22 protein-coding genes and 1 pseudogene are annotated in these 26,608 nt (G+C 65.2%); 15 read left to right on the forward strand and 8 right to left on the reverse strand.

Annotated features, from left to right (window positions below; all coding sequences use genetic code 11):
* Positions 1–10 precede the first annotated feature (10 nt).
* From ACVINW_RS15730 to ACVINW_RS15745, 4 genes are all read left to right on the forward strand, one after another.
* A complete protein-coding gene (locus ACVINW_RS15730) occupies positions 11–772 on the forward strand; it encodes a hypothetical protein (protein WP_456752142.1) in 762 nt (253 codons plus the stop codon).
* 163 nt (positions 773–935) lie between these two features.
* Positions 936–2,843 carry a propionyl-CoA synthetase gene (locus ACVINW_RS15735; protein ID WP_456752143.1) on the forward strand — a complete coding sequence of 636 codons (1,908 nt, stop codon included), beginning with the start codon at positions 936–938 and terminating at the stop codon, positions 2,841–2,843.
* 283 nt (positions 2,844–3,126) lie between these two features.
* Positions 3,127–3,399 carry a hypothetical protein gene (locus ACVINW_RS15740; RefSeq protein ID WP_456752144.1) on the forward strand — a complete coding sequence of 91 codons (273 nt, stop codon included), beginning with the start codon at positions 3,127–3,129 and terminating at the stop codon, positions 3,397–3,399.
* A 64-nt stretch (positions 3,400–3,463) separates the two neighbouring features.
* The gene (locus ACVINW_RS15745) at positions 3,464–4,579 is read left to right on the forward strand and encodes an acyltransferase family protein (protein ID WP_456752145.1); all 1,116 of its coding nucleotides are present in this window, start codon (positions 3,464–3,466) and stop codon (positions 4,577–4,579) included.
* Between the two features lie 70 nt (positions 4,580–4,649).
* On the opposite strand, the gene ACVINW_RS15750 is transcribed toward ACVINW_RS15745, so the two are convergent.
* Entirely contained in the window at positions 4,650–5,348 is a 699-nt protein-coding gene (locus tag ACVINW_RS15750; RefSeq protein ID WP_456752146.1) for a DUF1013 domain-containing protein, read from the reverse strand.
* 245 nt (positions 5,349–5,593) lie between these two features.
* Between ACVINW_RS15750 and ispH the strand changes: the two genes are divergently transcribed.
* Genes ispH through rnhA form a run of 3 tightly spaced genes read left to right on the forward strand, consistent with a single transcriptional unit; the run spans position 5,594 to position 8,003 of the window.
* Entirely contained in the window at positions 5,594–6,568 is a 975-nt protein-coding gene (gene ispH / locus ACVINW_RS15755) for a 4-hydroxy-3-methylbut-2-enyl diphosphate reductase (RefSeq protein ID WP_456752147.1), read from the forward strand.
* 5 nt (positions 6,569–6,573) lie between these two features.
* Positions 6,574–7,554: a homoserine kinase gene (locus ACVINW_RS15760; protein WP_456752148.1), complete on the forward strand. Its 981-nt coding sequence runs from the start codon at positions 6,574–6,576 to the stop codon at positions 7,552–7,554.
* Positions 7,542–8,003 carry a ribonuclease HI gene (gene rnhA, locus ACVINW_RS15765; protein ID WP_456752149.1) on the forward strand — a complete coding sequence of 154 codons (462 nt, stop codon included), beginning with the start codon at positions 7,542–7,544 and terminating at the stop codon, positions 8,001–8,003. Before ACVINW_RS15760 ends, rnhA begins: the two co-directional genes overlap by 13 nt.
* Positions 8,004–8,112: 109 nt before the next feature.
* On the opposite strand, the gene ACVINW_RS15770 is transcribed toward rnhA, so the two are convergent.
* The 6 genes from ACVINW_RS15770 to ACVINW_RS15795 all read right to left on the reverse strand — a co-directional run bounded on the left by ACVINW_RS15770 (position 8,113) and on the right by ACVINW_RS15795 (position 16,016).
* A complete protein-coding gene (locus ACVINW_RS15770; protein WP_456752150.1) occupies positions 8,113–8,598 on the reverse strand; it encodes a redoxin family protein in 486 nt (161 codons plus the stop codon).
* Positions 8,599–8,807: 209 nt separating this feature from the next.
* Positions 8,808–9,365: a DUF924 family protein gene (locus ACVINW_RS15775; protein WP_456752151.1), complete on the reverse strand. Its 558-nt coding sequence runs from the start codon at positions 9,363–9,365 to the stop codon at positions 8,808–8,810.
* An 84-nt stretch (positions 9,366–9,449) separates the two neighbouring features.
* The gene (locus tag ACVINW_RS15780) at positions 9,450–11,132 is read right to left on the reverse strand and encodes a long-chain-fatty-acid--CoA ligase (RefSeq protein ID WP_456752152.1); all 1,683 of its coding nucleotides are present in this window, start codon (positions 11,130–11,132) and stop codon (positions 9,450–9,452) included.
* A 176-nt stretch (positions 11,133–11,308) separates the two neighbouring features.
* Positions 11,309–12,757 (reverse strand): D-alanyl-D-alanine carboxypeptidase family protein, encoded by a 1,449-nt coding sequence (locus tag ACVINW_RS15785; protein WP_456752153.1) that lies wholly within the window; start codon positions 12,755–12,757, stop codon positions 11,309–11,311.
* Between the two features lie 203 nt (positions 12,758–12,960).
* Positions 12,961–14,739: a glucan ABC transporter ATP-binding protein/ permease gene (locus ACVINW_RS15790; RefSeq protein WP_456752154.1), complete on the reverse strand. Its 1,779-nt coding sequence runs from the start codon at positions 14,737–14,739 to the stop codon at positions 12,961–12,963.
* Positions 14,740–14,960: 221 nt separating this feature from the next.
* On the reverse strand, positions 14,961–16,016 hold the full coding sequence (locus tag ACVINW_RS15795) for an ABC transporter substrate-binding protein (RefSeq protein ID WP_456752155.1): 1,056 nt from the start codon (positions 16,014–16,016) through the stop codon (positions 14,961–14,963).
* 275 nt (positions 16,017–16,291) lie between these two features.
* Between ACVINW_RS15795 and ACVINW_RS15800 the strand changes: the two genes are divergently transcribed.
* The 8 genes and pseudogenes from ACVINW_RS15800 to ACVINW_RS15835 all read left to right on the forward strand — a co-directional run bounded on the left by ACVINW_RS15800 (position 16,292) and on the right by ACVINW_RS15835 (position 24,831).
* Complete coding sequence (locus ACVINW_RS15800; RefSeq protein ID WP_456752156.1) at positions 16,292–16,732, forward strand: hypothetical protein; 441 nt, start codon at positions 16,292–16,294, stop codon at positions 16,730–16,732.
* 120 nt (positions 16,733–16,852) lie between these two features.
* Positions 16,853–17,260 (forward strand): phosphoribosyl-ATP diphosphatase, encoded by a 408-nt coding sequence (gene hisE / locus ACVINW_RS15805; protein WP_456752157.1) that lies wholly within the window; start codon positions 16,853–16,855, stop codon positions 17,258–17,260.
* A 200-nt stretch (positions 17,261–17,460) separates the two neighbouring features.
* A complete protein-coding gene (locus ACVINW_RS15810; protein WP_229185920.1) occupies positions 17,461–18,042 on the forward strand; it encodes a YqaA family protein in 582 nt (193 codons plus the stop codon).
* 82 nt (positions 18,043–18,124) lie between these two features.
* Positions 18,125–18,667, forward strand: coding sequence for a hypothetical protein (locus ACVINW_RS15815; protein WP_456752158.1), 543 nt, complete (start codon positions 18,125–18,127; stop codon positions 18,665–18,667).
* Positions 18,668–18,841: 174 nt separating this feature from the next.
* Complete coding sequence (locus tag ACVINW_RS15820) at positions 18,842–19,813, forward strand: NAD(P)H-dependent flavin oxidoreductase (protein WP_456752159.1); 972 nt, start codon at positions 18,842–18,844, stop codon at positions 19,811–19,813.
* Positions 19,813–20,586, forward strand: coding sequence for a thioesterase family protein (locus tag ACVINW_RS15825; protein ID WP_456752160.1), 774 nt, complete (start codon positions 19,813–19,815; stop codon positions 20,584–20,586). Before ACVINW_RS15820 ends, ACVINW_RS15825 begins: the two co-directional genes overlap by 1 nt.
* A 403-nt stretch (positions 20,587–20,989) precedes the next feature.
* Positions 20,990–23,116, forward strand: a complete 2,127-nt coding sequence (locus ACVINW_RS15830; protein ID WP_456752161.1) for an ATP-binding protein — start codon at positions 20,990–20,992, stop codon at positions 23,114–23,116.
* A gap of 385 nt (positions 23,117–23,501) precedes the next feature.
* Positions 23,502–24,831, forward strand: a pseudogene (locus ACVINW_RS15835) (IS1182 family transposase).
* A gap of 141 nt (positions 24,832–24,972) precedes the next feature.
* On the opposite strand, the gene ACVINW_RS15840 reads toward ACVINW_RS15835, so the two are convergent.
* Complete coding sequence (locus ACVINW_RS15840; protein ID WP_456752162.1) at positions 24,973–26,535, reverse strand: AMP-binding protein; 1,563 nt, start codon at positions 26,533–26,535, stop codon at positions 24,973–24,975.
* Positions 26,536–26,608: the final 73 nt, after the last annotated feature.

Genomic DNA, 26,608 nt, shown 5'->3' on the forward strand with positions numbered 1-26,608 from the left:
GGTGATGGGAATGCGACGCAACTCTCCAAATCTGGCTATCGCGCTGATCTGCGCATGCCTGTCGGTCGCATCAGGCGTTGCGCACGCGACCGGCAGCGAGCCCGGCAAGGATGTGCAGGTCGATCCTGGCCCGTGCAATGCGGCTGCCGCGACCGATGACGACAAGATCATCGAGGCCTGCGGCGCGCTGATCGACAATGAGAAGGCGACGAAGCCGGATCGCATTAAGGCGCTTGTGGCGCGCGCGGGCGCCTATGACCGCAAGCAGATGATCGATCGCGCCATCGCCGATTACGACACTGTGCTCAAGTTGGATCCGTCGCTTGCCGATGCCCACAATGCGCGCGGCGAGCTGTGGCGTCGCAAGGGCGACCGGCCGAAGGCGATCATGGATTTCGGCGCCGCCGTCAAGCTCAACCCCGATCATGCTGCCGCCAAGGCCAACTACAAATCGCTGTCGCTGGAGCTGGAGCGGATCGGCGCCATGATGGCGGTCGCCGGCAAGCCGAGCTTCGATTGCCGCAAGGCGCGTCGGCCGGTGGAGAAGGCGATTTGTGCCGATCCCGCGCTTGCCGATCTCGATCGCGAGATCGGCGCGTCGACCTTCCGCGCGGTGCGCGAGGCAAAGGACCCGCGCCAGGCGCGCGAGCTGCAGCGCGATCAGGATCAGTTCGTCGCCCGCCGCAATGCCGAATTCGGCAAGCCGGGCTACGACCTGGGGAAGGCGATGCGCGAGCGGCTGCAACGGATCAATGGGGTTGACGGATACTAGATTCTTGCTTTGACGCGTTTTCTTCGCGCGAACTGGTAACCCATTTCGCTCGAAAACTACGGGTCGACCCGGCCGAAGGTCGCGGTCATTTCGGCTTGAATCGGCGCCACTTCCCGTGACAATGGTCGGCAAACGACGCGCGACCGCGCGAGGGAGAAACGCGATGAACGTCCAGCAGAGCCGGTATCATGAGGTGTATGCCCGCTCGCTTCGGGACCCCGACGATTTTTGGGCCGAGGCAGCGCGCGAGATCGACTGGATCGAGCCGGCCAAGAAGATATTCGATCCCTCCATAGGCGCCTATGGACGCTGGTTCACCGGCGCCGTGGTCAACACCTGCTACAACGCGCTGGATCGCCATGTTGCGGGCGGCCGCGCCGACCAGGTTGCGCTGATCCACGATTCCCCGCTCACCAATTCGATCACCAAATTCACCTATTCCGAGCTCTTGAAGGAGGTGCAGACGCTCGCCGCTGTGATGCAGGATTTCGGCGTCACCAGGGGCGATCGCGTCATCCTCTATATGCCGATGGTGCCGGAGGCCGTGGTCGCGATGCTCGCCTGCGCGCGGATCGGTGCTGTGCACAGCGTGGTGTTCGGCGGCTTCGCGGCGAAGGAGCTCGCCACCCGGATCGACGACGCCAGGCCGAAGCTAATCTTCTCGGCGAGCTGCGGCATCGAGCCCGGCCGCATCGTGCAGTACAAGCCGCTGCTCGACGAGGCGATCCGGCTTGCCGGCGCCAAGCCCGAGACCTGCATCATCCTGCAGCGGCCGCAGCAGGCGTGCGAACTCACCGCGGGCCGCGATCATGATTGGGCGAGCTTGCGCCGCGTCGCGCTCGACGCCGGCAAGGCCGCGCCCTGCGTGCCGGTCGCCGCCACCGATCCGCTCTACATCCTCTACACCTCGGGCACGACAGGCATCCCGAAGGGCGTGGTGCGCGACAATGGCGGCCATCTCGTCGCGCTGAAATGGTCGATGGAAAATCTCTACGGCGTCAAGCCCGGCGAGATCTGGTGGTGCGGCTCCGACATCGGCTGGGTGGTCGGCCACTCCTACATCGTCTATGGCCCGCTGATCCATGGCGCCACCACCATCATGTATGAGGGCAAGCCGGTCGGCACGCCGGATGCCAGCGCGTTCTGGCGCGTGATCTCGGAGCACAAGGCGGTCGCGTTCTTCACTGCGCCGACCGCGTTCCGCGCGATCAAGAAGGAAGACCCGGAAGGCAAGCTGCTGAAGAGTTACGACCTCTCGCGCTTCCGCACCCTGTTCCTCGCCGGCGAGCGCGCCGATCCGCCGACGGTGGAATGGGCCGAGCAGCAGCTCAAGGTGCCTGTGATCGATCACTGGTGGCAGACCGAGACCGGCTGGTGCATCGCCGGCAATCCGGTGGGCTTGGGCATGCTGCCGGTCAGGCACGGCTCGCCGACGGTGCCGATGCCGGGCTATCAGGTCGACATCGTCGACGAGGCGGCAAAGCCGGTGCCTGCCGGCACCATGGGCTCGATCGTGATCAAGCTGCCGATGCCGCCGGCCTGCCTGCCGACGCTGTGGCAGCAGGACGATCGCTTCCGCGACGCCTATCTCTCGGAATTCCCCGGCTACTACAAGACCTCGGACGCCGGCTACAAGGATGCGGACGGCTATGTCTGGGTGATGGGCCGCACCGACGACATCATCAACGTCGCCGGTCACCGGCTCTCCACCGGCGGCATGGAGGAGATCCTCGCCTCGCATCCCGATGTCGCCGAATGCGCCGTGCTCGGCGTCAAGGATGCGATCAAGGGCGAGGTGCCCTGCGGCTTCCTGGTGCTGAAGGCCGGCGTGACCAAGGCGCCGGACCAGGTCGAGAAGGAGGTCGTGGCGCTGGTGCGCGAGAAGCTCGGCCCGGTCGCCGCCTTCAAGCTCGCGATCACTGTGGCGCGGCTGCCGAAGACCCGCTCCGGCAAGATCCTGCGCGGCACCATCAAGAAGATCGCCGACGGAGAGCCCTGGACCATGCCGGCGACGATCGAGGACCCGAAGGTGCTCGACGAGATCGGCGAGGCGCTGAAGGAGAAGACGTAATGCGCGTTGGTGGTGTGCTTTGCCGGCTTCCGGATAGACCACCCGTGTGAACCCCTTTCCCTGGCCCTCCCCGCATCCGCCTTCGTCAAGCGGCTTCGGCGGACAAGAGGGGGAGGGTGGGGAGAGGGGTGGCCCCGGGCGAGATGATCGATCAGGGCGCGAACCGCCAATCAGCCGGCGCCCCTCCGAAACGCATTTCGAAGCAAAACGGCCTTGATTTTGATGGATTGCCGGGTCATCCCGGCCGTCGACACCTCATTTGCCACGAGATACGGACCCACGGATGCGATCCATTTCCGCACGCGCGCCCCTTGCATTGCTGCTCGCCTTGCCGCTGCTGGCCGGCTGCCTCGAGCGCGGCCGATCGCCGATCGCGGAGAGCATGGGCGACGACGACCAATACTGCCAGGCCGGCGGCAAGGTCGCGGTCGGCTCGGCCGAATATGTCGCCTGCCGCAGGGATCGCGACGTCCAGCGCCAGAACGCTGAAGTCCGCTCCGACCGAAGGCAGCGCGATCTCGGCGAATATATGATGAACCATCCCGACGTGCATTAGGCGCCGGGCCGAATTCGCTTAAGCTATCGGTGCGCCGCCGTGCGATCATGCGCGGCGCTTTTGGATGAGATCAGGTCCTGTGCTTGTGGACGGCGAGCTCGCGTTGCAACGTGACAGGATCGGGGAGCTCGACGGGCTGCGCGCGATCGCGCTGCTGATCGTCGTCATCTGGCATTATTTCGGCACCCCGGACGGGCCGCAAGGCTGGCCGTGGAGACTGCTTCATGTCGGCCGCTTCGGCGTCGACCTGTTCTTCATCCTGTCCGGCTATCTCATCACGGACATCCTGCTGCGGCACCGCACGGCCGAGCGATACTATTCGGCGTTCTACGGCAGGCGGGCGTTCCGCATCTGGCCGCTCTATTATCTGATGTGCGCCGGCGCGCTGATCGGCTGGTCTTTGTCGTTCAGCCCTGACCTGTTCGACACCAGGGGGGTGCCCGGCTGGCTCTATCTGTTCGGCTTGCAGAATTTCGGTATGGCCAGGGCCCAGACTGACGGCGCCTACTTCCTGGCCGTGACCTGGTCGCTTGCGATCGAGGAGCAGTTCTATCTGCTGTTTCCGCTGCTGATCCGCAACATCCCGCCCGAGCGGCTGTTCGCGATCCTGCTGGTGCCGATCCTGATCTGCCCGATCGGGCGGCTGATCGATAGCGCAATGCCAGACGCCTATGGCTGGTACGTGCTGCCGCAGTTCAGGATCGATTCGCTGGCGATCGGCGCGCTGATCGCCTGGTGGCGCCTCTACCGCAAGCCGGACGCCGAAATCTCCGGCCTTGTTGTCCGCATCCTCAAATGGTCGAGCATGGCGCTGCCGCTGCTGTGGCTGTTCGGATGGAAGCGCTGGTCGGTGGCGTTCTCGCACACCCAGGTCGAGATCTTCTTCGGGGCTCTGCTGTTCGTCGTGCTGGAGCATCGCGGCTCGCCGCAACTCGCGATCCTGCGCAGCTCGGTCGCGAACTTCTTCGCCAGAACGTCCTATGCCGCGTACCTCATCCATCCCGTCGTCGTGTACCTGCTGTTCGCCGTGCTGCATCGGCCGCGAACGATCGAAAGCGTCGCCGGCATCTCGCTGACCTTCGCCGCGCTTGTCCTGACGTTTGGGCTGTGTGCGCTGAGCTACCGCTATTTCGAGCGGCCGCTGCTCGACTTCGCGCACCGGCGCTTCTCGTTCAACTAGCGAAAACAAAACGCGGCGGGTTCGCCCCGCCGCGTTTCGTAGTCCGCTCTTCGAACAGCGCAGTCCGCGCTTATTCTTCGTCGTCGTCGGGCTTCTTGCCGCCGATCGTCTTCAGCTTGGCGAACACGGCGTCGACGTTGAGATCGTCGTGCCGCTCGATTGGCTGATCGTCCAGCTCGTCCTTGCGCGTGGTCTCGGAGGCCGGCAGCAGCGTGGCGCCGCCGTAGACGGTCGTGGTCGGCTTCTCCTTGGCAGCGCGCTGCACCTCGAAATCGAGCTCGATCTGCGAGCACAGGCCGAGCGTCACCGGATCCATCGGGGTCAGCGTCGAGGCGTTCCAGTGGGTGCGGTCGCGCACGCTTGCGATCGTGGTCTTGGTGGTGCCGACCAGCCGCATGATCTGGGCGTCCTTCAACTCGGGGTGGTTGCGCACCAGCCAGAGGATCGCGCTCGGCCGCTCATGGCGGCGCGACACCGGGGTGTAGCGCGGGCCCTTCTTCTTGGCGGCGGTGGGCAGCACTACCTTGCTCTCCTGGAGCTTGAGCCGGTAGTTCTGGTCGCGTTCGCCGCGCTCGATCTCCTCGCGGGTCAGCTGGCCGTTGGAAATCGGGTCCATGCCCTTGATGCCCTGGGCGGCGTCGCCGTCGGCAATGGCGCGGACCTCAAGGGGGTGCATTTTGGTAAAATCGGCCACCTGATCGAAGGTCAGGGCGGTATTGTCGACCAACCACACGGCAGTCGCCTTCGGCATCAGCGGTGCGTTGCTCATGGCAAATCTCCTTTGTGCTTCGCCCACCTCTGTCGAGGCGAAGCTGGTAGTCATCGGCGATGACGGGAATTATGGGGCCTATATAAGCCCTCAGGGGGGAATGGCGCAATGGGCCAGCAAAATCGCCTTGACAGCGCCCGAAAGCAGTCCCAAGTCCTTACTCTAACTGGCCGTTCCCCGTCCGCCCGACGAGGGGTGATTCGGTCCCGAAATTGCCCCCAAAAGACAGCCCCGAGACCAGCTCGATGTCAGCGAAAAAACCCGATCTCAAAATCGTGCTTTGTTCCCCCCGCGGCTTTTGCGCCGGGGTGGTCCGCGCCATCGACACCGTCGAACGGGCGCTCACCATTTATGGCGCCCCGGTCTATGTCCGGCACGAGATCGTCCATAACAAGTATGTGGTGGACAGTCTAAAGACCAAAGGCGCCATTTTCGTCGAGGAACTGTCCGAAATCCCCGACGAAACCAACGCCCCGGTGGTGTTTTCGGCCCATGGCGTTCCGAAATCGGTTCCGGCCGAGGCCAAATCCCGCAATTTCTTCTCGCTGGATGCGACCTGCCCGCTGGTGACCAAGGTCCACCGCGAGGCGGCGATCCATTTCAAGCGCGGCCGCGAGATCCTCTTGATCGGGCATTCCCATCACCCCGAAGTGGTCGGTACGCTGGGCCAGCTGCCCGAAGGCGCCGTGACCCTGATCGAGACCGCCGAGGATGCCAAGACCTTCGTGCCGAAGGACCCCGACAACCTCGCCTTCGTGACCCAGACCACGCTGTCGATCGACGACACCGCGGAGATCGTGGCGCTGCTCAAGGAGCGCTTCCCGAACGTCAACGGCCCGCACAAGGAAGACATCTGCTACGCCACCACCAACCGCCAGCTTGCGGTGAAGAAGGTGGCGCCGGTGGTCGATGCCCTGATCGTGGTCGGCGCGCCGAACTCGTCGAATTCGCAGCGCCTGCGCGAGGTCGCCGAGCGCGAGGGCTGCCCGATTGCGATTCTTGCCCAACGCGCCAGCGACATCGACTGGGATCGCTTCGAAGGCATCACGAGCCTCGGCATCACCGCGGGCGCTTCTGCCCCGGAGGTGATCGTCGAGGAGATCATGGGCGCCTTCGCCGAGCGTTATGAACTGCACGTGGAGACGGTCTCGGCCGCGGAAGAGAACGAGTTCTTCCCGCTGCCGCGTTCGCTGCGGCCCGACGCTGCCGCGGCGGAATAGACCATATGGCGGTCTACACCGACGTTGCCGCCGAAGACCTCGCGGAATTCCTCAAGAGCTACGACATCGGCGAACTGCTCTCCTACAAGGGCATCGCCGAGGGCGTCGAGAATTCGAACTTCCTGCTGCACACCAGCCAGGGCGCCTATATCCTCACGCTCTATGAGAAGCGCGTGGCGGAGGACGACCTGCCGTATTTCCTGTCGCTGATGGCGCATCTCGCCGCGCGCGGCGTGTCGTGCCCGCAGCCGGCGCGCAACCGCAAGGGCGAGGTGACGAGCCGGCTCGCCGGCCGGCCGGCGGCGATCATCAACTTCCTCGAGGGCGTGTGGCCGCGCAAGCCGAACGTGGTGCATTGCTCCGGCGTCGGCGAGGCGCTGGCGAAGATGCATCTCGCCGGTGCCGACTTTCCGCTGGTGCGCACCAACCCGCTGTCGGTGTCCGGCTGGCGGCCGCTGTTCGCGCTCTCAGCTGCGCGGGCCGACGGCGTGCAGGCCGGGCTGCACGACTTCATCGCGCGCGAGCTCGATCATCTCGAGGCTTCGTGGCCGGCGGATCTGCCGGTCGGCGTGATCCATGCCGATCTGTTTCCGGACAACGTGTTCTTCCTCGGCGACAGGCTGTCGGGCCTGATCGACTTCCCGTTCGCCTGCAACGACATCCTGGCCTACGACGTCGCGATCTGCCTCAACGCCTGGTGCTTCGAGCCGGATCATTCCTTCAACGTCACCAAGGCGCGTACGCTGCTCAAGGCCTATGGCCGCGAGCGGCCGTTGTCGGCGGCGGAAGAGGCCGCGCTGCCGCTGCTCGCGCGCGGCGCTGCGATGCGCTTCCTGCTGACCCGGCTGGTCGACTTCCTCAACGTGCCCGAAGGCGCGCTGGTGCAGCCGAAGGATCCGCTGGAATACGTCCGCAAGCTGCGCTTCCAGCAGAATGTCGCGAGCCTGAACGATTACGGCATCACGCCCGCGGGATGCGCGGCGTGAGCGACAAGCCGCATGTGACTGTTTTCACCGATGGTGCCTGCTCCGGAAATCCCGGCCCGGGCGGTTGGGGCGCGATCCTGCGGTTCGGCGATGTCGAGAAGGAGTTGAAGGGCGGCGAGCCGCACACCACCAACAACCGCATGGAGCTGATGGCGGCGATCTCGGCGCTGGAAGCCCTGAAGAAGCCCTGCGTGGTCGACCTCACCACCGACAGCCAATATGTCCGTCAGGGCATCACCGGCTGGATCCACGGCTGGAAGCGCAACGGCTGGCGCACCGCCGACAAGAAGCCGGTCAAGAATGTCGAGCTGTGGCAGCGCCTCGATGCCGCGCTGAAGCCGCATGAGGTGCGCTGGCACTGGATCAAGGGCCATGCCGGCCACACGGAGAACGAACGCGCCGACGAGCTGGCGCGGGAAGGCGTGGCGATGGCGAGGTTGAAGACGTAAGGCGCAGGACCTCTGCGCAGTCATTCCGGGATGGCGCGCTAGCGCCAGACCCGGAATCTCGAAATTCCGGGTTCGGTGCTGTCGCACCGCCCCGGAATGACGATGAGAACTACAGCTGCCCGAGCAGCGTGTCGCCGCCGGAGACTTCGACCTTGCCCGGAGCCGGCTCCTTGTTGAGCTTCTTCACCACGCCGTCCTCGACCAGCATCGAGTAGCGGTGGGAACGGATGCCGAGGCCGTTGCCGGAGGCGTCGAGCTCCATGCCGATCGCCTTGGTGAAGTCGGCATTGCCGTCGGCCAGGAAAACCGCCTCGTCGCGCTGGTCGGTGTCGCGCTTCCAGGCGTTCATCACGAAGGCGTCGTTGACCGAGACGATCGCGATGGTGTCGACGCCCTTGTTCTTGATGGCATAGGCGTTGAGAAAGATGCTCGGCAGGTGCATCTTGTGGCAGGTGCCGGTGTAGGCGCCGGGCACCGCGAACAGGGCGACCTTCTTGCCCTTGAAAATGTCGTCGGTGGTTTTGACCTGCGGACCCTCGGCGGTCATCACGCGAAACTTGGTTTCCGGCAGCTTGTCGCCAACATTGATCGTCATCGTCATTCTCCCTCGGTGAAGCGGAACTGTCTTAGACCCGGCGCTCGGACGGCACAATACGAGCTGCTGCGGGAACGGCAATGCCGAACCGCGGTCACCGTTCCGTCATCAGCGCATGATCCGGAAAAGCGCGAAGCGGTTTTCCGAAACGATCATGCCCGAACAAGAATCTAAAGCGCGATGACGTTCCAGCCCGATCTCATCGCGCTTTAGCCGGAAAACCCGCCGGCATCGAGGAAAGCCCGCTCCTCGGCGGTCGTTTCCCGGCCCAGGACGGCATTCCGGTGCGGGAAGCGTCCGAACCGGCGGATGATGTCGGCGTGGTCCTCGGCGTATTTCAGATTATCGGGATGGCAGTCGTATTGCCGGAACAGGGCCACGCAGCGCTCCTGGTCAGCGAGCTCCTCCGAATGCTCGAACGGCAGATAGAGGAATTCCCGCAGCACCGGGTCGGTCCGCGCATCGACGCCGCGGTCGATGGCGCGGCTTGCCACCTCGCGCGCCAGCGCATCGCTTGAGAAGGTCCTGGCGTCGCCGCGAAACAGGTTGCGCGGAAACTGGTCGAGCACGATGGTCAACGCGAGCGTGCCCTGGTCGCTCGTCTCCCATGACGACAATCCGCCGCCAGCCGCCTTCTGCCAGGTGGCGAGAAAGCGGCTGCGGATGTCGGCGTCGAAGGCGTCATCGCGCGTGTACCAGCGGTCGCGGCCGGCGTCTCGCCAGAACGCGATGATTTCGGCAGGCGTCGCGATGCCGGCGTCAGTCATGTCCGTCCAACGCTCGCCATACCTGACTCTTGTTTGAGCATGATCCTATCCGGAAAACCGCTTCGCACTCTTCCGGATCATGCTCTAGGCCGCAGCCTTCTTCTCGTCGCGCAATTCGCGGCGCAGGATCTTGCCGACATTGGTCTTCGGCAAATCGGTCCTGAACTCGATCTGCTTCGGCACCTTGTAGGCGGTGAGCTGGGTGGCGCTGAACTTGATGATGTCCTCCGCCGTGACGTTCGGATCCTTCTTGACCACGAACGCCTTCACCGCCTCGCCGGACTTGGCATCGGGCACGCCGATCACGGCGCATTCCAGCACGCCCGGATGGCTCGCGATCACTTCCTCGATCTCGTTCGGATAGACGTTGAAGCCGGAGACCAGGATCATGTCCTTCTTGCGGTCGACGATCTTGGTATAGCCCTTCTCGTCCATCACGCCGATGTCGCCGGTGCGGAAATAGCCGTCCGCGGTCATCACGCGCGCGGTCTCGTCCGGCCTGTTCCAGTAGCCTGACATCACCTGCGGGCCCTTGGCGCAGATCTCGCCGGCCTCGCCGATCGGCAGCTCGTTGCCGTCGTCGTCGCGGATCGAGAGCCAGGTCGACGGGACCGGAAGGCCGATCGTTCCGGAGAATTCCTCGATCGTGGCGGGATTGCACGTCAGGGTCGGCGACGTCTCCGACAGGCCATAGCCTTCCGACAACGCGATGCCCGTGACCTTCAGCCATTTCTCGGCGACCGGCCTCTGCGTCGCCATGCCGCCGCCATTGGCGATCTTCAGCTTGGAGAAGTCGAGCTTGTCGAATCCGGGCGTGTTCAACAGGCCATTGTAGAGCGTGTTGACCGCCGGGAAGAAGCTGACCTGGTACTTCGACAGTTCCTTGACGAAGCCCGCCATGTCGCGCGGATTCGGAATCAGCAGATTGGTGCCGCCGGCCCGCATGCCGAGCAGATAGCAGGCGGTGAGCGCGAAGACGTGATAGAGCGGCAGCGCGCAGACGATGACCATCTGCTCGACGATCGGCGGCTTCGCCAGCGCCGGTTGCAGCCAGGCGTCGTTCTGCAGCACGTTGGCCAGGATGTTGCGGTGGAGCAGGGTCGCGCCCTTGGAAACGCCGGTGGTGCCGCCGGTATATTGCAGGAAGGCGACATCATCGAGCGTCAGCACAGGCTTGTTGAGCCTGGCCGCGCGGCCGGCCGATAGCGCCTCGTTGAAGCCGACGGCGCCCGGGATCGACCAGGCCGGCACCATCTTCTTTACCCGGCGCACCACCAGGTTGACGATCACGCCCTTGAAGCCGAGCAGGTCGCCCATGCTGCCGACGATGACGTGCTTGACCGAGGTGTTGGGAAGCACCTTCTGCACCGTGGTGGCGAAGTTCTCCAGCACGATGATCGCCTCGGCGCCGGAATCCTTCAGCTGGTGCTCGAGCTCGCGCGGCGTGTAGAGCGGATTGACGTTGACCACGGCATAGCCGGCGCGCAGCACGGCAGCGGTCGCGACCGGATATTGCAGCACGTTCGGCATCATCAGCGCGACCCGCGCGCCCTTTTGCAGGCCCTTGCTTTGCAGATAGGCGCCGAGCGCCGTCGACATCTCGTCGAGCTCGCGATAGGTGATCGCCTTGTCCATGCAGATGAACGCCTTGCGATCGGCGAACTTCTTGAAGCTCTCTTCCAGCAATTCGACCAGCGACGAATATTGCGTGACGTCGATATCGGCAGGCACGCCGGCCGGATAATGCTTGAGCCAGATGCGCTCCATGTTGGTCTATCCCCTCTCTCAAATTTGGCTGATGTCCCGGATTGTTTCCGGGTTTCTCGACCCTCGGCCGTATTATTCTTGGTCGCGGTATTTCAGGCAGTATTGAGCGATGCCGCGGCCGATGGCAAGCCGCTGCGCGCTATCGACGCATTGGGAGATGGAGGGCGGTCGCCCTGCTAGCCCGCCGGCTTGGCGTCGGCTTTCGGCTTGTCGGCAGCTTTCGGCTTCGCAGCAGGCTTTGCCGCCGCCGGCTTGCCGGTAGGCTTTGCGGCGGCAGGCTTGTCCACGGCCGGCTTCGCAGCTGCGGTATCGGGCTTGGTGTCGGGCTTGGCGTTGGCGTGGCGCACGGGCTTGGCTGCCGGCTTGCTGTCCGATTTGGCCGCGCTCTTGGCGTCGCCCTTCGCGTCATCGGCCGCATCGGGCTTCTTGCCCGCGACGCGACTGTGCTTGCCCTTGCCGCGCTTGACCGCCGGCTGCAGCTTCTCGGTGTCGGCCTCGACCGCGGCGATCAGCGCAGCGCCGGTCTTGGTCGGCCCGGTATAGACCACGACCGGCTCGGAGGCCGCCGCCGGCTGTGCCAGCAGGTCGGCCGGTTTGGTCGGCATCGCGGCTTGCAGGCCCGACGCGAAGAAGCTCACGCCGCCGTCGCCATTGGTGCTCGCGCCTCCGGCGCTGGCGATGGTGTCTTCGCCATCCTCGTCGCTGGCTGGCCGCTTGTGTTTGGGGCCGCACATCTCCTCGCGCAGGTTCGGCGGCGTGGAATCGATCGGCACCAGATTGTCGACGGTGCCGAGCGAGGGCCGCAGCCACGCCAGCCCGTTATTGGCAAAGCCGCGATCCAAAAGCTGCGCGGCGCGGATCGCGCGCATGCGGCCGGAGGAGGCGCCGAGCACCACGGCGATCAGCCGCTTGCCGTCGCGCGTCGCCGAGGCCACCAGATTGTAGCCGGAGGCGCAGATGAAGCCGGTCTTGAAGCCGTCGGCGCCGGGATAGCGGCCGATCAGCTTGTTGAAGTTCTGGGTGATGCGGCGGCCGAACCGGATCGAGGGGATGTGGACGAAATACTCGTATTCCGGCAGGTCACGGATGATGGCGCGGGCGAGGATCGCCATGTCGCGCGCCGAGGTGATCTGGCCGTCGGCCGGCAGGCCGTTCGGGTTGACGTAGCTGGTCTGCGTCATGCCGAGCTTGTGCGCGGCATCGTTCATCATCCCGGCAAAGCCGTCGATCGAACCGCCGATGCCTTCGGCCAGCACCACGGCCATGTCGTTCGCCGACTTCACCAGCATCATCTTCAGCGCGTTGTCGACGGTGACCTGGGTTCCGGGCCGCAGGCCCATCTTCGAGGGCGACTGCGAGGCGGCGTTCGGCGACACCGTGAGCAGCGTGTCGAGCGAGACGCGGCCGTCCTTGACCGCCTTCAGCGTCACATAGGCGGTCATCAACTTGCTGAGCGAAGCCGGATACCACGGCATCGTCGCGTTGTCGGCCTGCAGCACCTTTCCAGTATCGGCCTCGACGACCAGCAGCGCTTCGGCTTGTGCGATCTGCGGCGTTGCGATGGCGAACATCGCGACGGCCAGAATCCATTTCAACGATGGGCGCAGCGGGCGAGGAAAATGCACGAATCCGGTTCCGGTCCTTTGAGACCCGCCTTCAAAAAAGGAGGTCTTGCGATTGCGACGTACGGGTTTCAAGCGTGTCCGGCGCCGCGTTGCGGCGACGCAAACCCTATACCGGCTTGCCAGCAGAGAACAGAGGCCGGTGAATTATATCGTGGACGAAATCGGCTGAATTTCGGCAGCCGCCTCAATTAGAAAGGTGATAATTATGGTGTCTCGATGCCGGCGCGCGCCTGCTCCTGGATCATGAACTGGGCCCGCGCGAGATCGGCAAAACGGCCGCCTTTTGCCACCAGTTCATCGAAAGTTCCGCTTTCGATCACCCGTCCCTGCTCGAACAGCAGGATGCGGGTGGCGTGGCGGATGGTCGAGAGGCGGTGCGCGATCACGAAAGTGGTGCGCCCCTTCATCACTTCGTCGAGAGCGGCGTTCACCTTGGCCTCGGTGACGGCGTCGAGCGCGCTGGTCGCCTCGTCGAGGATCAGGATCGGCGGGTCCTTCAAGAGCGCACGCGCGATCGACAGCCGCTGACGTTCGCCGCCCGAGAGCATGCGGCCGCGCTCGCCGGCATGGGTCTCGAACTTCTTGTCGCTGCGCTCGATGAAGTCCAGCGCCTGCGCGCGCGCCGCGGCGGTACGCAGCTCCTCATCGGTTGCATCGGGCTTGCCGACGCGCAGGTTCTCGGCGAGCGACCGGTTGAACAGCAGCGCCTCCTGGAATACCACGCCGATGTTCCGCCGCAGCGCCATCAGCTTCATCGCGCGGATGTCCATCCCATCGATCTTGATGAGGCCGGATTGCGGATCGAACGCGCGATGCAGCAGTGCGATCGCGGTGGACTTGCCGGCGCCGGTCGAGCCGACCAGCGCGATGGTCTGGCCCGGCAATGCGGTGAAGGAGAGGTCCTCGATCGCCGGCCGCTTGCCGTCATAGGAGAACGAGACGTCGTTGAATTCGACGAGGCCCGACAGCCGTCCGGGATCGATGGCGCCGGGCCTATCGCGCACCGCCGGCACCGCGTCCAGCACGTCGAAGAACTCCTGCAGGCGCGGCGCCTCCATGAAGACGTTGTTGATGAAGCTCACCACCTGTTCGAGCTTCTGGATCAGCATGGTGGCGAACGAGACGAACATCACGATCTCGCCGACCGTGGTGAGGCCTTCATTATGGAGCGCGATGCCGACCGTGAAGATCGCCAGCACCGTGATGGTGGTCGAGGCGCGCGTGATCACGGTGACCAGCGCCCACCAGGACAGCACCGGCATCTGCACCGCGAGCAGCTTGTCGGCGACGAAGCGCAGGCCCTGCACCTCGGAATCGATCCGCACGAAGCTCTGCACCAGCGCGACATTGCCGAGCGCGTCGGAGGCGCGCGCCGACAGGTCGCTGTAATACGCCTCGACCTCGCTCTGCATGCCGTAGGTCTTGCGCACCACGAGCGTGGTCAGCACGGTGAACACGACGCACAGCACGAACAAGAGGATCGCCAGCCGCCAGTTGATGTAGAGCGCGAGCGGCAGCAGCACGATCAGCGACATGATCGCGGCGAAATGCTCGCGGAAGAAGGCGAGCCAGAGCCGCCACAGTGCATCGGTGCCGTTCAGCATCACCTTCATCAGCCGTCCGGAATGGGTGCCGGAGTGGAAGGTCAGCGGCAGCTGCAGGATGTGCTCGAAATAATCCGTCAGCACCGCCTGGCGCTGACGGTGCGCCAGCCGGTCGGCCTGGAGCGCCACGATCGCGCTGCAGCCGATCGTGAACAGGCCGAACGCCGCCCAGGCCACCAGCAGCGGCCAGGCCGAGGAGGTCGCGAACAGCCCGGTGACCGGCCGGCCCGACAGCACGTCGACGATCTTGCCGAACAGCACCGGCTCGGCGAATTGCGCGGCGGCGAGCAGCATGTTGGCGGCGGCGAGGATCCAGCCGAGCCGTGCCTCCTTGCCGAGCAGTTCGAGGACGCGGGTATAGAGGCGGAGCATGGACATGCCGGCGGGACTCGTAAGCGGTGGACGCCCGGTGAGGCGGGATGTGATCTAATCAGGGTTCGTGATGCGGGGCCAGCGGGTGATGGCCCCCCTGCTGCGTTATCCAATTCCGTCGCCCGTCATTGCGAGGAGCGACAGCGACGAAGCAATCCATGCTTCCACGCGCCCGGCGACAATGGATTGCTTCGCTTCGCTCGCAATGACGTGGATAGGATGAGGGCTCAATTCACCAGCCGGCTATCGATCGGCGGCAGGAATTGGTCGTCGAAGATGTCGGCGGCGTGCGGCCGCTGCTGGAATTTGAAGTCTTCCGCGAGCTGGTCGACCGAGCGCTCGAAGCGCTCCGGCTCGATGCCGCCGAGGCCGTTGCGCTTGACTTCAGTGGTCAGGATGTTGTCGCGAAGGATGGCGCCGAGCCGCTCGAGCTCGAGATCGCGCGAGCCGCCGTCCATCCGGCTCACCACCTCGCCCGCGGCACGGGCAGGGTCCTTGACGGTGAGGTTGGTACCGCCGATCACCGCGCGCACGAACCCTTTCACCACATCCGGTTTCGCCGCTGCTAGCCGCGGGCTGACGATCACGGCGAAGCCATAGGCCACGCAGCCATAGTCGGCGAAGCGCAGCACCGCGAGATCGTCGGCCGGCACGCCGCGATCCCGCAGATTGATCGCGGAGAGATAGGAGAAGCCGGTCACGGCATCGACCTGGCCGGCCGACAGCATCGGCTCGCGCACCGCGGCGCTGATCGTGTTCTGCTTGACGCTCGCAAGCTTGATGCCGTTCTGCTTGGCGACCGCGGGCCACAGCCGGATCGAGAGGTCGCCCTCGGCGACGCCGAGGTTCTTGCCCTCCATGTCGGTCAGCGTGTTGATGCCGCGGCTCTTGCGGGCAATGATCGCGTAGGGCGCCTGGTTGAACAGCACGAACACCGCCTTGACGGGCGCGGCACCCGGCTTGTCGCGAAAGCGGATCAGCGCGTTGAGGTCGACGAGGGCGAAATCGCTCGCACCGTCGGCGACGCGCGCGATGGCATCCGCCGAGCTGGTCGCGACATTGGTGCCGACGTTGAGGCCCTCGGCGCCGAACAAGCCGCCGGTCGACGCCATCACGAAAGGTGCGGCGACAGCATCGAGCGGACGGTCGAGCGTGAACTGGATCGAGAGCGGCTGCGGCGGATCGCCGGCATACAGCGTCGTCAAGGCCGGCCACACGCCGCCCGAAAGGCCGATCATGCCGGCCAGCATCCAGCGGAGAACGGTGGTCCGACTTACCTGCATCATGCCATCCGGGAGGCGAGACAAAGTGCCGCGCCGGCTGCGCGCCTGTTTCACGACATCGAATGCGCCAACGAAAGCTGCAGTTCAAGCGTCAATTTCAGGCGTTATTTGCAGCCATTTTGCCCTGGGCAAAGTGAACGGCCGATGACTGGCAGGATCTAAGCTGTTTTCACGTTAGGGTTGTTCAGCTTGCATTCGGTTTGGGGAACCTAATCTAGAGGTGGTGGTTAGCTAACCAAGGCCCGTCGGGCCGGCTTCCATTAAGGATGACTGCAATGTTTGCGCGAAAGGGTGTTTTTTCGTCCATTGGCCGCGCAGCCACGTTGGCAACGGTTGCCGCGGTGGCGTTGACGGCCGTTGAGCCGACGATGGCGTTCGCAGGCTCGGCTCCGGCGGGCAAGGCGGCCACAGTGACAACGTCACAAGGCACGAGCGGTGCGACCGACATCAGTGCGCGCCGTCGTTACTATCGCGGTGGCGGTGGTGGCGCGGCTGCTGCGGCCATGTTCGCCGGCATCGTCGGCACGGGTCTGGCGATCGCCGCAGCCCAGAGCCGCCGCGACTATTACGACTCCTACGGCTACTACGGTGGCCCCGGTTACTACGGTGGTGGTCCTGCCTATTATGGCGGCCCGGCCTATTACGGCGGCGGACCGTATTATGGTTATCGCCCCTATTACGGGCGCCGCTCCACGCTGCCCTATACGCCGTACTGACACGGGCGGTTCTCGAAACTGTCACAATCGATCCAATCCACCGGCTGCGAGGCCGGTGGATTTTTTGTCGTCCATTGCGCCGTTAACACGCCGGCGACGCGTTTCGATTAGGCTCGAACGATGGGTGATTCGATCGAGCGGCTTTACCAGGCGGTGATCGCGGCCAAGGATCTTGATCCGGCCACGTCGCGCACGGCACGGCTGTTCCAGCGCGGGCCGGCCAAGATGGCCAAGAAGCTTGCCGAGGAAGCGGTCGAGGTCGTGATCGACGCCATCAGCGGCAAGCCGGACGCCGTGGTCCGCGAGAGCGCGGACCTGCTCTACAATCTCACGGTGCTCTGGGCGTCCGCCGGCGTGAGGCCCGAGGATGTCTGGCGCGAGATGGAGCGACGCGAACGGCTGCTCGGGCTCGCCGAGAAGCTGCCGAAGTCGCCGGTCAAGGTCTCCAAGAGCCTGTCCAAGACCGCGCCGGTCCCGGTGGTCCGGCGTCGAATTGTCGCGCTGGAGAACCGGCTGCGCAAACGGTAGCCGTAAACCCAACCGGAAAGGCTGGACAACCCATGCCCCGTCATCCTGAGGAGCGCGCTCTTGCGCGCGTCTCGAAGGATGCACGGCCCGGCTGGTGACCGATTCATCCTTCGAGATGGCGATCCGATATCGTTGAAATCGACCCTATTCGGCCCAATCCCGGCATGGACAAATCGGCTCCATGATGGTTCATCGCGCCCATGTTGAAACGGATTTATGACTGGTGCGTCGACGCGGCCGACAAGCCCTACGCACTCTGGATTCTCGCGGCGGTCGCGTTCGCCGAGAGCTCCTTCTTCCCGATTCCTCCCGACATCATGCTGCTGCCGATGTCGCTGGCGCGGCCGAAGCGGGCCTGGTGGTTCGCGGCGGTCTGCACCGTGGCGTCGGTTGCCGGCGGCGTGCTCGGCTACGCGATCGGCGCGCTGCTCTACGACTCGCTCGGGCAGTGGCTGATCCATCTCTACGGCCTCTCCGACAAGGTCGACGCGTTCCGCGCCTCCTATGCCGAGTGGGGCGCCGTGATCATCCTGGTGAAGGGGCTGACGCCGATCCCCTACAAGCTCGTCACCATCACGTCAGGCTTTGCCGGCTACAACATCTGGCTGTTCATCCTGTGCTCGATCGTCGCACGCGGCGGCCGCTTCTTCTTCGTCGCGGTGCTGCTCAACCGCTATGGCGATGTCATCCGCGCCGAGCTCGAGAAGCGGCTCGGCCTGTGGGTTGCGATCGGCGCCATCGTGCTGGTGCTGGGCTTCGTTGTCGCATTCAAGCTGATCTGACCAAAGTCCTAGTCGTCAGCGTCTTTGCCCACGGACGGCTTCCGACTACGCTCGCTGCGATGGCCGATGGAATCGACGACCGGTGAATCCCGCAAGACTCAATCCCGCCAAGGCACGCGCTGCGATGGCGGGCCTTGCGCTGTCGATGGCGCTGCCAGCGATCGATAGGGGATGGGCGCAGAGTGCGTCACCCGCGCCTGGTGTCCAGTCGCCGGCGCAGCAGTCTGTCGAGCCTCAGCAGCCGCAACAGATCGAGCTGCCGGCCGCGCCGGTCGAGCGCGAGAACCCCGGGCTGATCAACGAAATCGGCAAGCTGTTCGAGAAGTCGAAATCGGCGCTGCCGCCGCTCAAGAGCCCCGGCGAGACCCTCAACGACCTCACGAACATCGCGCGGCCCTCGACGGTGGTAACCGGGCGCGCGGCCTGCGTGGTTGCCTCGAACGGCGCGCCGGATTGCAAGATCGGCGCCGACCGGCTGTGCCAAAGTAAAGGCTTCAAGGAAGGCAAGGGCATCGACACCGACGCGTCAGAGAAATGCTCGCCGCTGGTCTATCTGCCGGGCCACAAACGCGGCCCGAACGACTGCAAGACGGAAAATTTCGTGACACGGGCAGTCTGCCAATGAGGCAGACAAAACCACCTCTGGGATGCCAGACGCCTGCGAAAAATGCCGCGCCTGGATGAAGTTTTGTCATCCATTTCGCAGCGCCATAACGCAATACTTGACACTGGAAAGATTCTTGTTGGTATGACGGTCAGCATTCGAGATCAATCGACCAACCCTTAGGATCCGCCGCCAATGTCCATGCCTGCTCTGTTCAAGGGCCGCCTGTCTCTTCCCGTGATCGGGGCACCGCTGTTCATCATCTCGGTGCCCGACCTCGTCATCGCCCAGTGCAAGGCCGGCGTGGTCGGCTCGTTCCCGGCGCTGAATGCGCGGCCGCCGGAACTGCTCGACGAATGGCTGTACCGGATCAAGGAAGAGCTCGCCGCCCATGACAAGGCGCATCCGGAGCGGCCGTCGGCGCCGTTCGCGGTCAACCAGATCGTGCACAAGTCGAACAACCGGCTCGATCACGACATGGCGCTGTGCGAGAAGCACAAGGTGCCGATGATCATCTCCTCGCTCGGCGCGCGCGAGGAGCTCAACCAGGCGGTCCACGGCTGGGGCGGCATCGTGTTCCACGACGTGATCAACCAGAAGTTCGCCCACAAGGCGATCGAGAAGGGCGCCGACGGCCTGATCCTGGTCGCGGCCGGCGCCGGTGGCCATGCCGGCACGCTGTCGCCGTTCCCGTTCGTGTCGGAGACGCGGCAGTGGTTCGACGGGCCGATTGCGCTGTCGGGCACCATCGCCAACGGCCGCGCCATCCGCGCCGCGCGCATCATCGGCGCCGACTTCGCCTATATCGGCTCCGCCTTCATCGCGACCAAGGAAGCGAACGCGGTCGAGGGCTACAAGAGCATGATCACCAATTCGTCCGCCGAGGACATCGTCTACTCCAATTTGTTTACCGGCGTGCACGGCAATTACTTGAAGCCGTCGATCGTCGCAGCCGGAATGGATCCGGAAAACCTGCCGACGTCGGATCCCTCGAAGATGAGCTTCGGCACCGATGCCTCGGGCGAGCGCGCCAAGCCGAAGGCCTGGAAGGAGATCTGGGGCTCCGGCCAGGGCGTCGGCAGCATCTCCAAGGTGGTGCCCGCGGCCGAGCTGATCGGCCGCTTCAAGAAGGAATACGACGAAGCGGTCGATCCGGCGCTTGCTTGATGGAGCCGATCTTTCGCGTTGACGGCGACCGCGTCGTCACCAGCCCCGACGCCGCGGGTCCGTGGGACCCGCGGATGCAGCACGGCTCCGCGCCGGCGGCGCTGGTGGTGTGGGCCGCCGAAGCGATCGCGACGCCGGTGCCGATGCGGATCGCGCGCGTCACCATCGACCTGATGCGTCCGGTGCCGGTGGCGCCGCTGACGGTTGCGAGCGAGATCCTGCGCGACGGCCGCAAGATCCAGCTCTGCGGCGTCAGGCTGTTCGCCGATGGCGTCCTCGTGGTCTCGGCCACGGTGCTCAAGATCAAGCATCAGTCGGCCGGGTTGCCGCCTGACATCGCAGCCCTTCCGGTCGATCTGCCGGGGCCCGACCAAAGCATGGTCGAGCCGGGCAATCTCGCGAACAGTCCGTTCGTGAAGTGCATTTCGATGCGGGCCGCGCGCGGCCGCTTCGGCGTGATGGGTCCGGGCGCGATCTGGTTCCGCGTCAATCAGCCGCTGATCGCGGGCGCCGCCGTGTCGCAGGCGATGCGGGCGGTGGTCGCCTCGGATTTTTCCAACGGCACCTCGCCGGCGCTCGATTTCAACCAATGGACCTTCATCAACGCCGATCTCACCGTGAGCCTGGCGCGCGAGCCGGTCGGCGACTGGATCCTGCTCGACGGCGAATCCTGGATCGGGCCTGACGGTGCCGGGCTTGCGATGTCGCGGCTCGCCGATGTCAGCGGTTATTTCGGCCGGGCGGTCCAGAGCCTGGTGATCGAGCGCCGCTGACCTGCGCTTCTCCAACCTCCCCTTGAAAAGGGGAGGTCGCTTTGCCCGCCAGAGCAAAGCGGGTGGGGATCTGCTGTCTCCACGCGCTGCCGAGCCTGCGGCTGACCCTCATCCCGACCTTTCCTCCCTTTCAGGGGGAAGGCGAAGACCGGCCACGCCTCCTGTGCATGGGGTTGTTTCACCGATTCGCGTTCACGCTGCGGGGGCCGCGCCAAGCGACTGGCCCTGCGACAAAAATAACCTCCCTTCATGGGAACGGTTGGCCGCACCAGCGAGTTTCGCTCCCGTTAGGGGGCCCCATGACGCGTATCGATCCCGCCGCCGGCATCGTCGCATTGGCCGCCTGGCGGCATCGTGCTGGGCCGGCCGGTCGCTGCGCCTGGGTGCCGCAGGGACGAACGCGATGAAGCCTGGCCCGTCCTCGGAACGCGCGGTCATCCTCGCCGCAAGCGAGCGGGACGCCGTCAAGACCGCCCATCTGATCAAGGAAGCCGGTTACTACGCCAATATCTGCGGCGACCTCGCCGAGCTCGAGCGCCAGGTCGCAAGCGGCGCGGGCCTTGCCATCATTGCCGATGAGGCGATCCGGACCGCCGACCTCGCCGGCTTGACGCGTTGGCTCAACGCGCAGCCGTCATGGTCGGATTTCCCCATCGTGCTGATGAGCGAGGCCGGGCCTCCCGAGCGGAATCCGGAAGCGGCGCGGCTCGGCCGCGCGCTCGGCAACGTCACCTTCATCGAGCGGCCGTTTCACCCGACCACGCTGGTGAGCCTGGTCGCATCCGCAGTGCGCGGCCGTCGCCGCCAGTACCAGACCCGCCAGATCCTCGAGGACCTGACCGAGAGCGAAGATCTGTTGCAGACCGCGCTCAACGCCGGCCATCTCGGCGCGCTCGAGGTCCATCTCCCTGATTTCGAGCTCGAGGCGTCGCCGACCTGCAAGGCCTTCTTCGGGCGCCGGCCCGGCGATCCCTTCACCTATCAGGATCTGCTGGGTTCGGTGCATCCCGACGACCGCGTCCGCCGCGCCGAAACCGTCGAGCAGACGCTGCGCACCGGCGCGGACTACCGGATCGAATATCGCAACATCTGGCCTGACGGCACCCAGCACTGGGTCGATGTCCGCGCCCGTGCGGTGCGCCGCCCCGACGGCAGCATCCGCTCGCTGGTCGGCGTCTGCTCCGACATCACGGCGCGCAAGACCGCGGAGATCGAGCGCGAGGCGCTGCTGGCGCAGCTCGCCGCCGAGCGCACCGCGCTGGCCGAACTCACCGCGACGCTGGAGCAGCGGGTCGAGCAGCGCACCGCCGACCTGATGAAGGAGGTCGCCGCGCGCGAGCGGGCGCAGGAGCAGCTCCGCCATGCCCAGAAGATGGAGGCGATCGGCCAGCTCACGGGCGGCGTCGCGCACGATTTCAACAATCTCCTGATGGCGGTGATGGGCAATCTCGACCTGCTGCGCAAGCGGATGCCGGAGGACCCGCGGCTGCGCCGGCTGGTCGATGGCGCGTTGCAGGGCGCCGAGCGCGGCGCTTCGCTGACGCAGCGATTGCTGGCGTTCGCGCGGCAGCAGGATCTGCGCGCGGTGCCGGTCGACCTCGGCACGCTGGTGCGCGACATGAGCAACCTCTTGGAGCGTTCGCTCGGACCGCGCATCGTGCTGCGGCTCGACATTCCCGAGGGGCTGCCGCCGGCCTGCGTCGATACCAACCAGCTCGAGCTTGCGGTCCTCAACCTGGCGATCAATGCGCGCGACGCGATGCCGGATGGCGGTGTGATCGAGATCCGTCTCGCGGCCTCGCAGGCCAAGAACGATCCGGTGCTGCAGCCGGGCAAGTACCTGAAATTGTCGGTCGTCGACAGCGGCACCGGCATGTCGCCGGAGGTGTTGAAGCGAGCGATCGAGCCGTTCTTCTCGTCGAAGCCGGTGGGCAAGGGCACCGGGCTCGGCCTCTCGATGGTGCATGGGCTCGCGGTGCAGCTCGGCGGCGCGCTGCAGCTGTCGAGCGCGGTCGGCAAGGGCACCACAGCCACGCTGGTGCTGCCGGTCGCGACAACGGCGCCGGCGGTCGAGAGCGCGGCGCCCGCGCCGCAGACGGTCAAGCGCTCGGCGGTGATCCTGCTGGTCGACGACGATGCGCTGATCGCGATGTCGACCATGGAGATGCTGGAGGACCTCGGTCATCGCGTGATCGGCGCCCATTCCGGAGCGCAGGCGCTCGATATCCTCAGGACCGATCAGGAGATCGACCTGATGATGACCGATCACGTGATGCCCGGCATGACCGGCGTCGAGCTCGCCGCGGCCGCGCGCAAGCTGCGGCCGCACCTTCTCGTGCTGCTCGCCACCGGCTATGCCGAATTGCCCGACGGCATCCAGCTCGACCTGCCGCGGCTGGCCAAACCCTATCATCAGGATCAGCTGCGCGAGCGGCTCGATCAGCTGTTGCGGCAGGACGCGAAGCAGCAAGCGGCTTCGGCCAGCGAAAACAGCCTCGCTGCGCGTTCTACGCTCTCACCGTCACCCTGAGAGAGTGTGAATGTATTCAGTGTCGTCCTGGCGAAAGCCACGACCCATTACCCCGAGTGCCGGTCGTTGCGCGACGCTGGGGCCACTGTTGCACTCTCAATCGAACTGGGTGGTTATGGCTTTCGCCAGGACGACGACGTGGGGCGGCCGCTCGCTACAATTTCTCAGACCGTCACCCTGAGGAGCCGCGAAGCGGCGTCTCGAAGGGCGACGGCCCGGCTGTCGCCGCAATGGAGACGCACGCTGAATATCGGGGCCGTGCATCCTTCGAGGCGCGCAAGAGCGCGCGCCTCAGAGGGTGTGATTTTTTTGGGGTTTCAGCGAGCATTATAGCCGAAAGCCGGCGCGGTGTGATTCTCTGGCGATGATGGATTCGCGGGAGGTGATGTTGGCTGCCGATGAGTTGTTTGGGGACCTGCCGGAGCAGGCGAAGCCACCAGTCGAAGCGGGCTTGCCCGGCGCTCCGCGGCTGCGTGAGCCCCAGCGCGACCAGATTGCGCTGCGAGCGGTTGATATTGAGAGCCTGATCGGGGAAGACCATCCGGTGCGGCTGATCTGGTCTTATGTCGAAGAGCTTGATCTGAGTGAGTTGGAGGACCGGATCAAGGCTCGCGGCGATCGTCCCGGTCACCCCGCGACCTCGCCCCGGCTTTTGCTGGCGCTGTGGCTCTATGCCGCCAGCGAAGGCGTTGGCAGCGCGCGGGCGTTGGAGCGGCTGTGCGAGAGCCACGATGCCTATCGCTGGCTGTGCGGCGGGGTGTCGGTGAACTATCACCTGCTGGCGGACTTCCGGGTCGGCAACGCCGATCTGCTTGACCGACTGCTCAGTGAGCATCTGGCAGCGTTGGCAAAGGCCGGTCTCGTCGATCTGGAGACCTTGGCGCAGGATGGCATGCGGGTCCGGGCCAGCGCCGGGGCGGCCTCGTTCCGGCGCGAGGCGACGCTGGATAAGCATTTGGCGCAGGCTGAGGCCGTGGTGGAAGACCTCAAGCGCGAGGTCGACACACGCTCGGACGCCAGCAATAAGTGCCCGGGCAGCCAAGGAGCGGGCCGCGCGGGAACGCAGCGCGCGGGTGAAGGCGGCGCAGACGGCGCTCGCCGAGATCAAGCAGCAGCGCAAGGAGCGCGAAGAAAGTCGCGGCAACGGCAAGACGCCGAAGGAGCCGCGGGCCTCCACGACGGACGCCTATGCACGGGTCATGAAGATGGCGAACGGCGGCTTCCGCCCCGCCTACAACGTGCAGGTGACGAGCGTGGCCGGGGAGCAGATCGTCGTCGACACCAGAATTTGCAACATCGGATCCGATCGCGGCCTGATGCGTCCCATGCTGGAGCGGCAGCGTGCGCGGCCCGGAGGGTTGCCCAAGGACCATCTCGTCGATGGCGGCTTTGGCAGTGCCGAGGACATCGAATGGGCCTATGCCGAGGGCATCGATATCTTTTGTCCGCCCACTCAATCCAAGCACGGTACCGATCCCTATCTACCGCGGCGCGGCGACGGTCCGGGGGTGTTGGCCTGGCGTGCGCGAATGGCGAGCGAAGAGGGCAAGGCCCGATACAGGTCCCGGTCGATCTGCGAGTGCATCCATGCCCGCTGGCGCAATTGGGACCTGCGGCAATTGACCGTGCGCGGCATCGAAAAGGTCCGTGCCGTCGTGCTCTGGTACGCCCTCGTCAACAACATCCTGCAAGGCAACCGCCTCTCCAGAGCCTAAACAACGGGTCATCGCCGAACTCGAACTCAAACCTGCCAATTGCTGCGACGAACAGCCGCCAAAAACTCCGCAGGAGCCGAATCCGTCACAAGCTCTCAGGATGACGGTGATAGGCTTGGAGCTGTGCGCGCAGCCGCGCCCTTACCCCACCATGCGGTCGCGGCCGGACCAGAAGCGGGCCTTCAGCACCTTCTTGTCGACCTTGCCGACGCCGGTCATCGGCAGCTCGTTGACGAACTGGATCTGTTTCGGCGCGTGCGCCGATCCCTTCTTTGCCTTGACGAGGGCGATCAGCTCGTCGGCGTTGGGCACCGCGCCCTCGCGCGCCACCACGACGGCGGTGACGGCCTCGCCCCATTTGTCGTCGGGCACGCCGACCACGGCAACCATCGCCACATCGGCGTGCTGCGACAGCACATCCTCGACCTCGCGCGGGAAGATGTTGAAGCCGCCGGAGACGATCATGTCCTTCTTGCGGTCGAGGATGAACATGTAGCCGCGTTCGTCCTTGCGCGCGATGTCGCCGGTGTGCAGCCAGCCGCTCTTCAGCGTCTCCGCCGTGATGTCGGGCCGCTTCCAGTATTCTGCCATCACGTGGGTGGCGCGGACGCAGATCTCGCCGGCGTCGCCTGTTGCAACCTCCTGGTCGTCCTGGTCGAGGATCTTGACCTGGCAGGCGGCGATCGGGAAGCCGCAGGACAGGAACAGATCCGGCGTCTTCGGATCATGGTCGGCCTTGCGCAGCACCGAGACCGGATAGCATTCGGTCTGGCCGTAAAGCTGCGAGAACACCGGGCCGATCCGCTCGATACCCTCGACCAGCCGGCTCGGCGACATCGCGGACGCGCCGTAGAGCAGGAGCTCGAGCGAGGAGAGGTTGGTTTTCGGCAGCGCGGGATGATCCAGCATCACATAGATCATGGTCGGCACGAACAGCGTAAAGTTGATCTTCTCGCGTTCGATGGTCGCAAACACCGCCTCCGGATCGAACCCCTTCAGCATGTGCACGGTGCCGCCGCGCATCAGCGTCGGCAGCACTTTTGTCCCCGCGACATGGCTGATTGGGGCCACCGTGAGGTAGCGCGGCGTCTCGGGGATCTCGAAGTCGGCGAGGATGGCTGCGGCGAAGCCGCCATATTCGCGGTGATAGCGCAGCGCACCCTTGGATTTGCCGGTCGTGCCGCCGGTGTAGTTCAAGGTCGAGATGTCGTCATCGCGGGCGAAGTTCTTCGCGGTCGCGCTGCCGGCATCCTCGACCACGCGCAACAGGTCGGCCCCGTAATCCGCCGGGCCGAGCGTGAACACCGTCCTCAGGCCCTGCGCTTTCGTCGCGAGCTCGCCGCCGCGGTCGCGAAACGTGATGCCGTCGACGATCAGCATCTCGGCTTCGGAATCCTCGATCTGGAACAACTGGTCGTCGAGCGAGCCGAGCGGATGCAGCCAGGTGATCGCGAGCCGCGACAATTGCGCAGCGACGCCGGCGCACCAGCTGTCGGCGCGGTTGGCGGTGAGCATCGCGACGCGGGTCCCCGGCGCAAAGCCGAGCCGCATGAACACGCTTTGCATCCGTCCGATCAGGTCGGTCGCGCCTTGATAGCTGAGCGAGCCGCCCGGCCATGCGAAGGCGGTGCGTGACGGATAGCGCGCCAGTGCCCGCAAGGTTTGTTCGCATACCGCCGGAAATGCATAGAGCGGATTGCTCATGTCGTGGCCTCCTCCCGCTTTGTCTTTGGCCTCTTGCGTGCCAATGTTGGCGACAAGCTAACACAATGATGAT

This window comes from Bradyrhizobium sp. USDA 4461 (assembly GCF_054055655.1).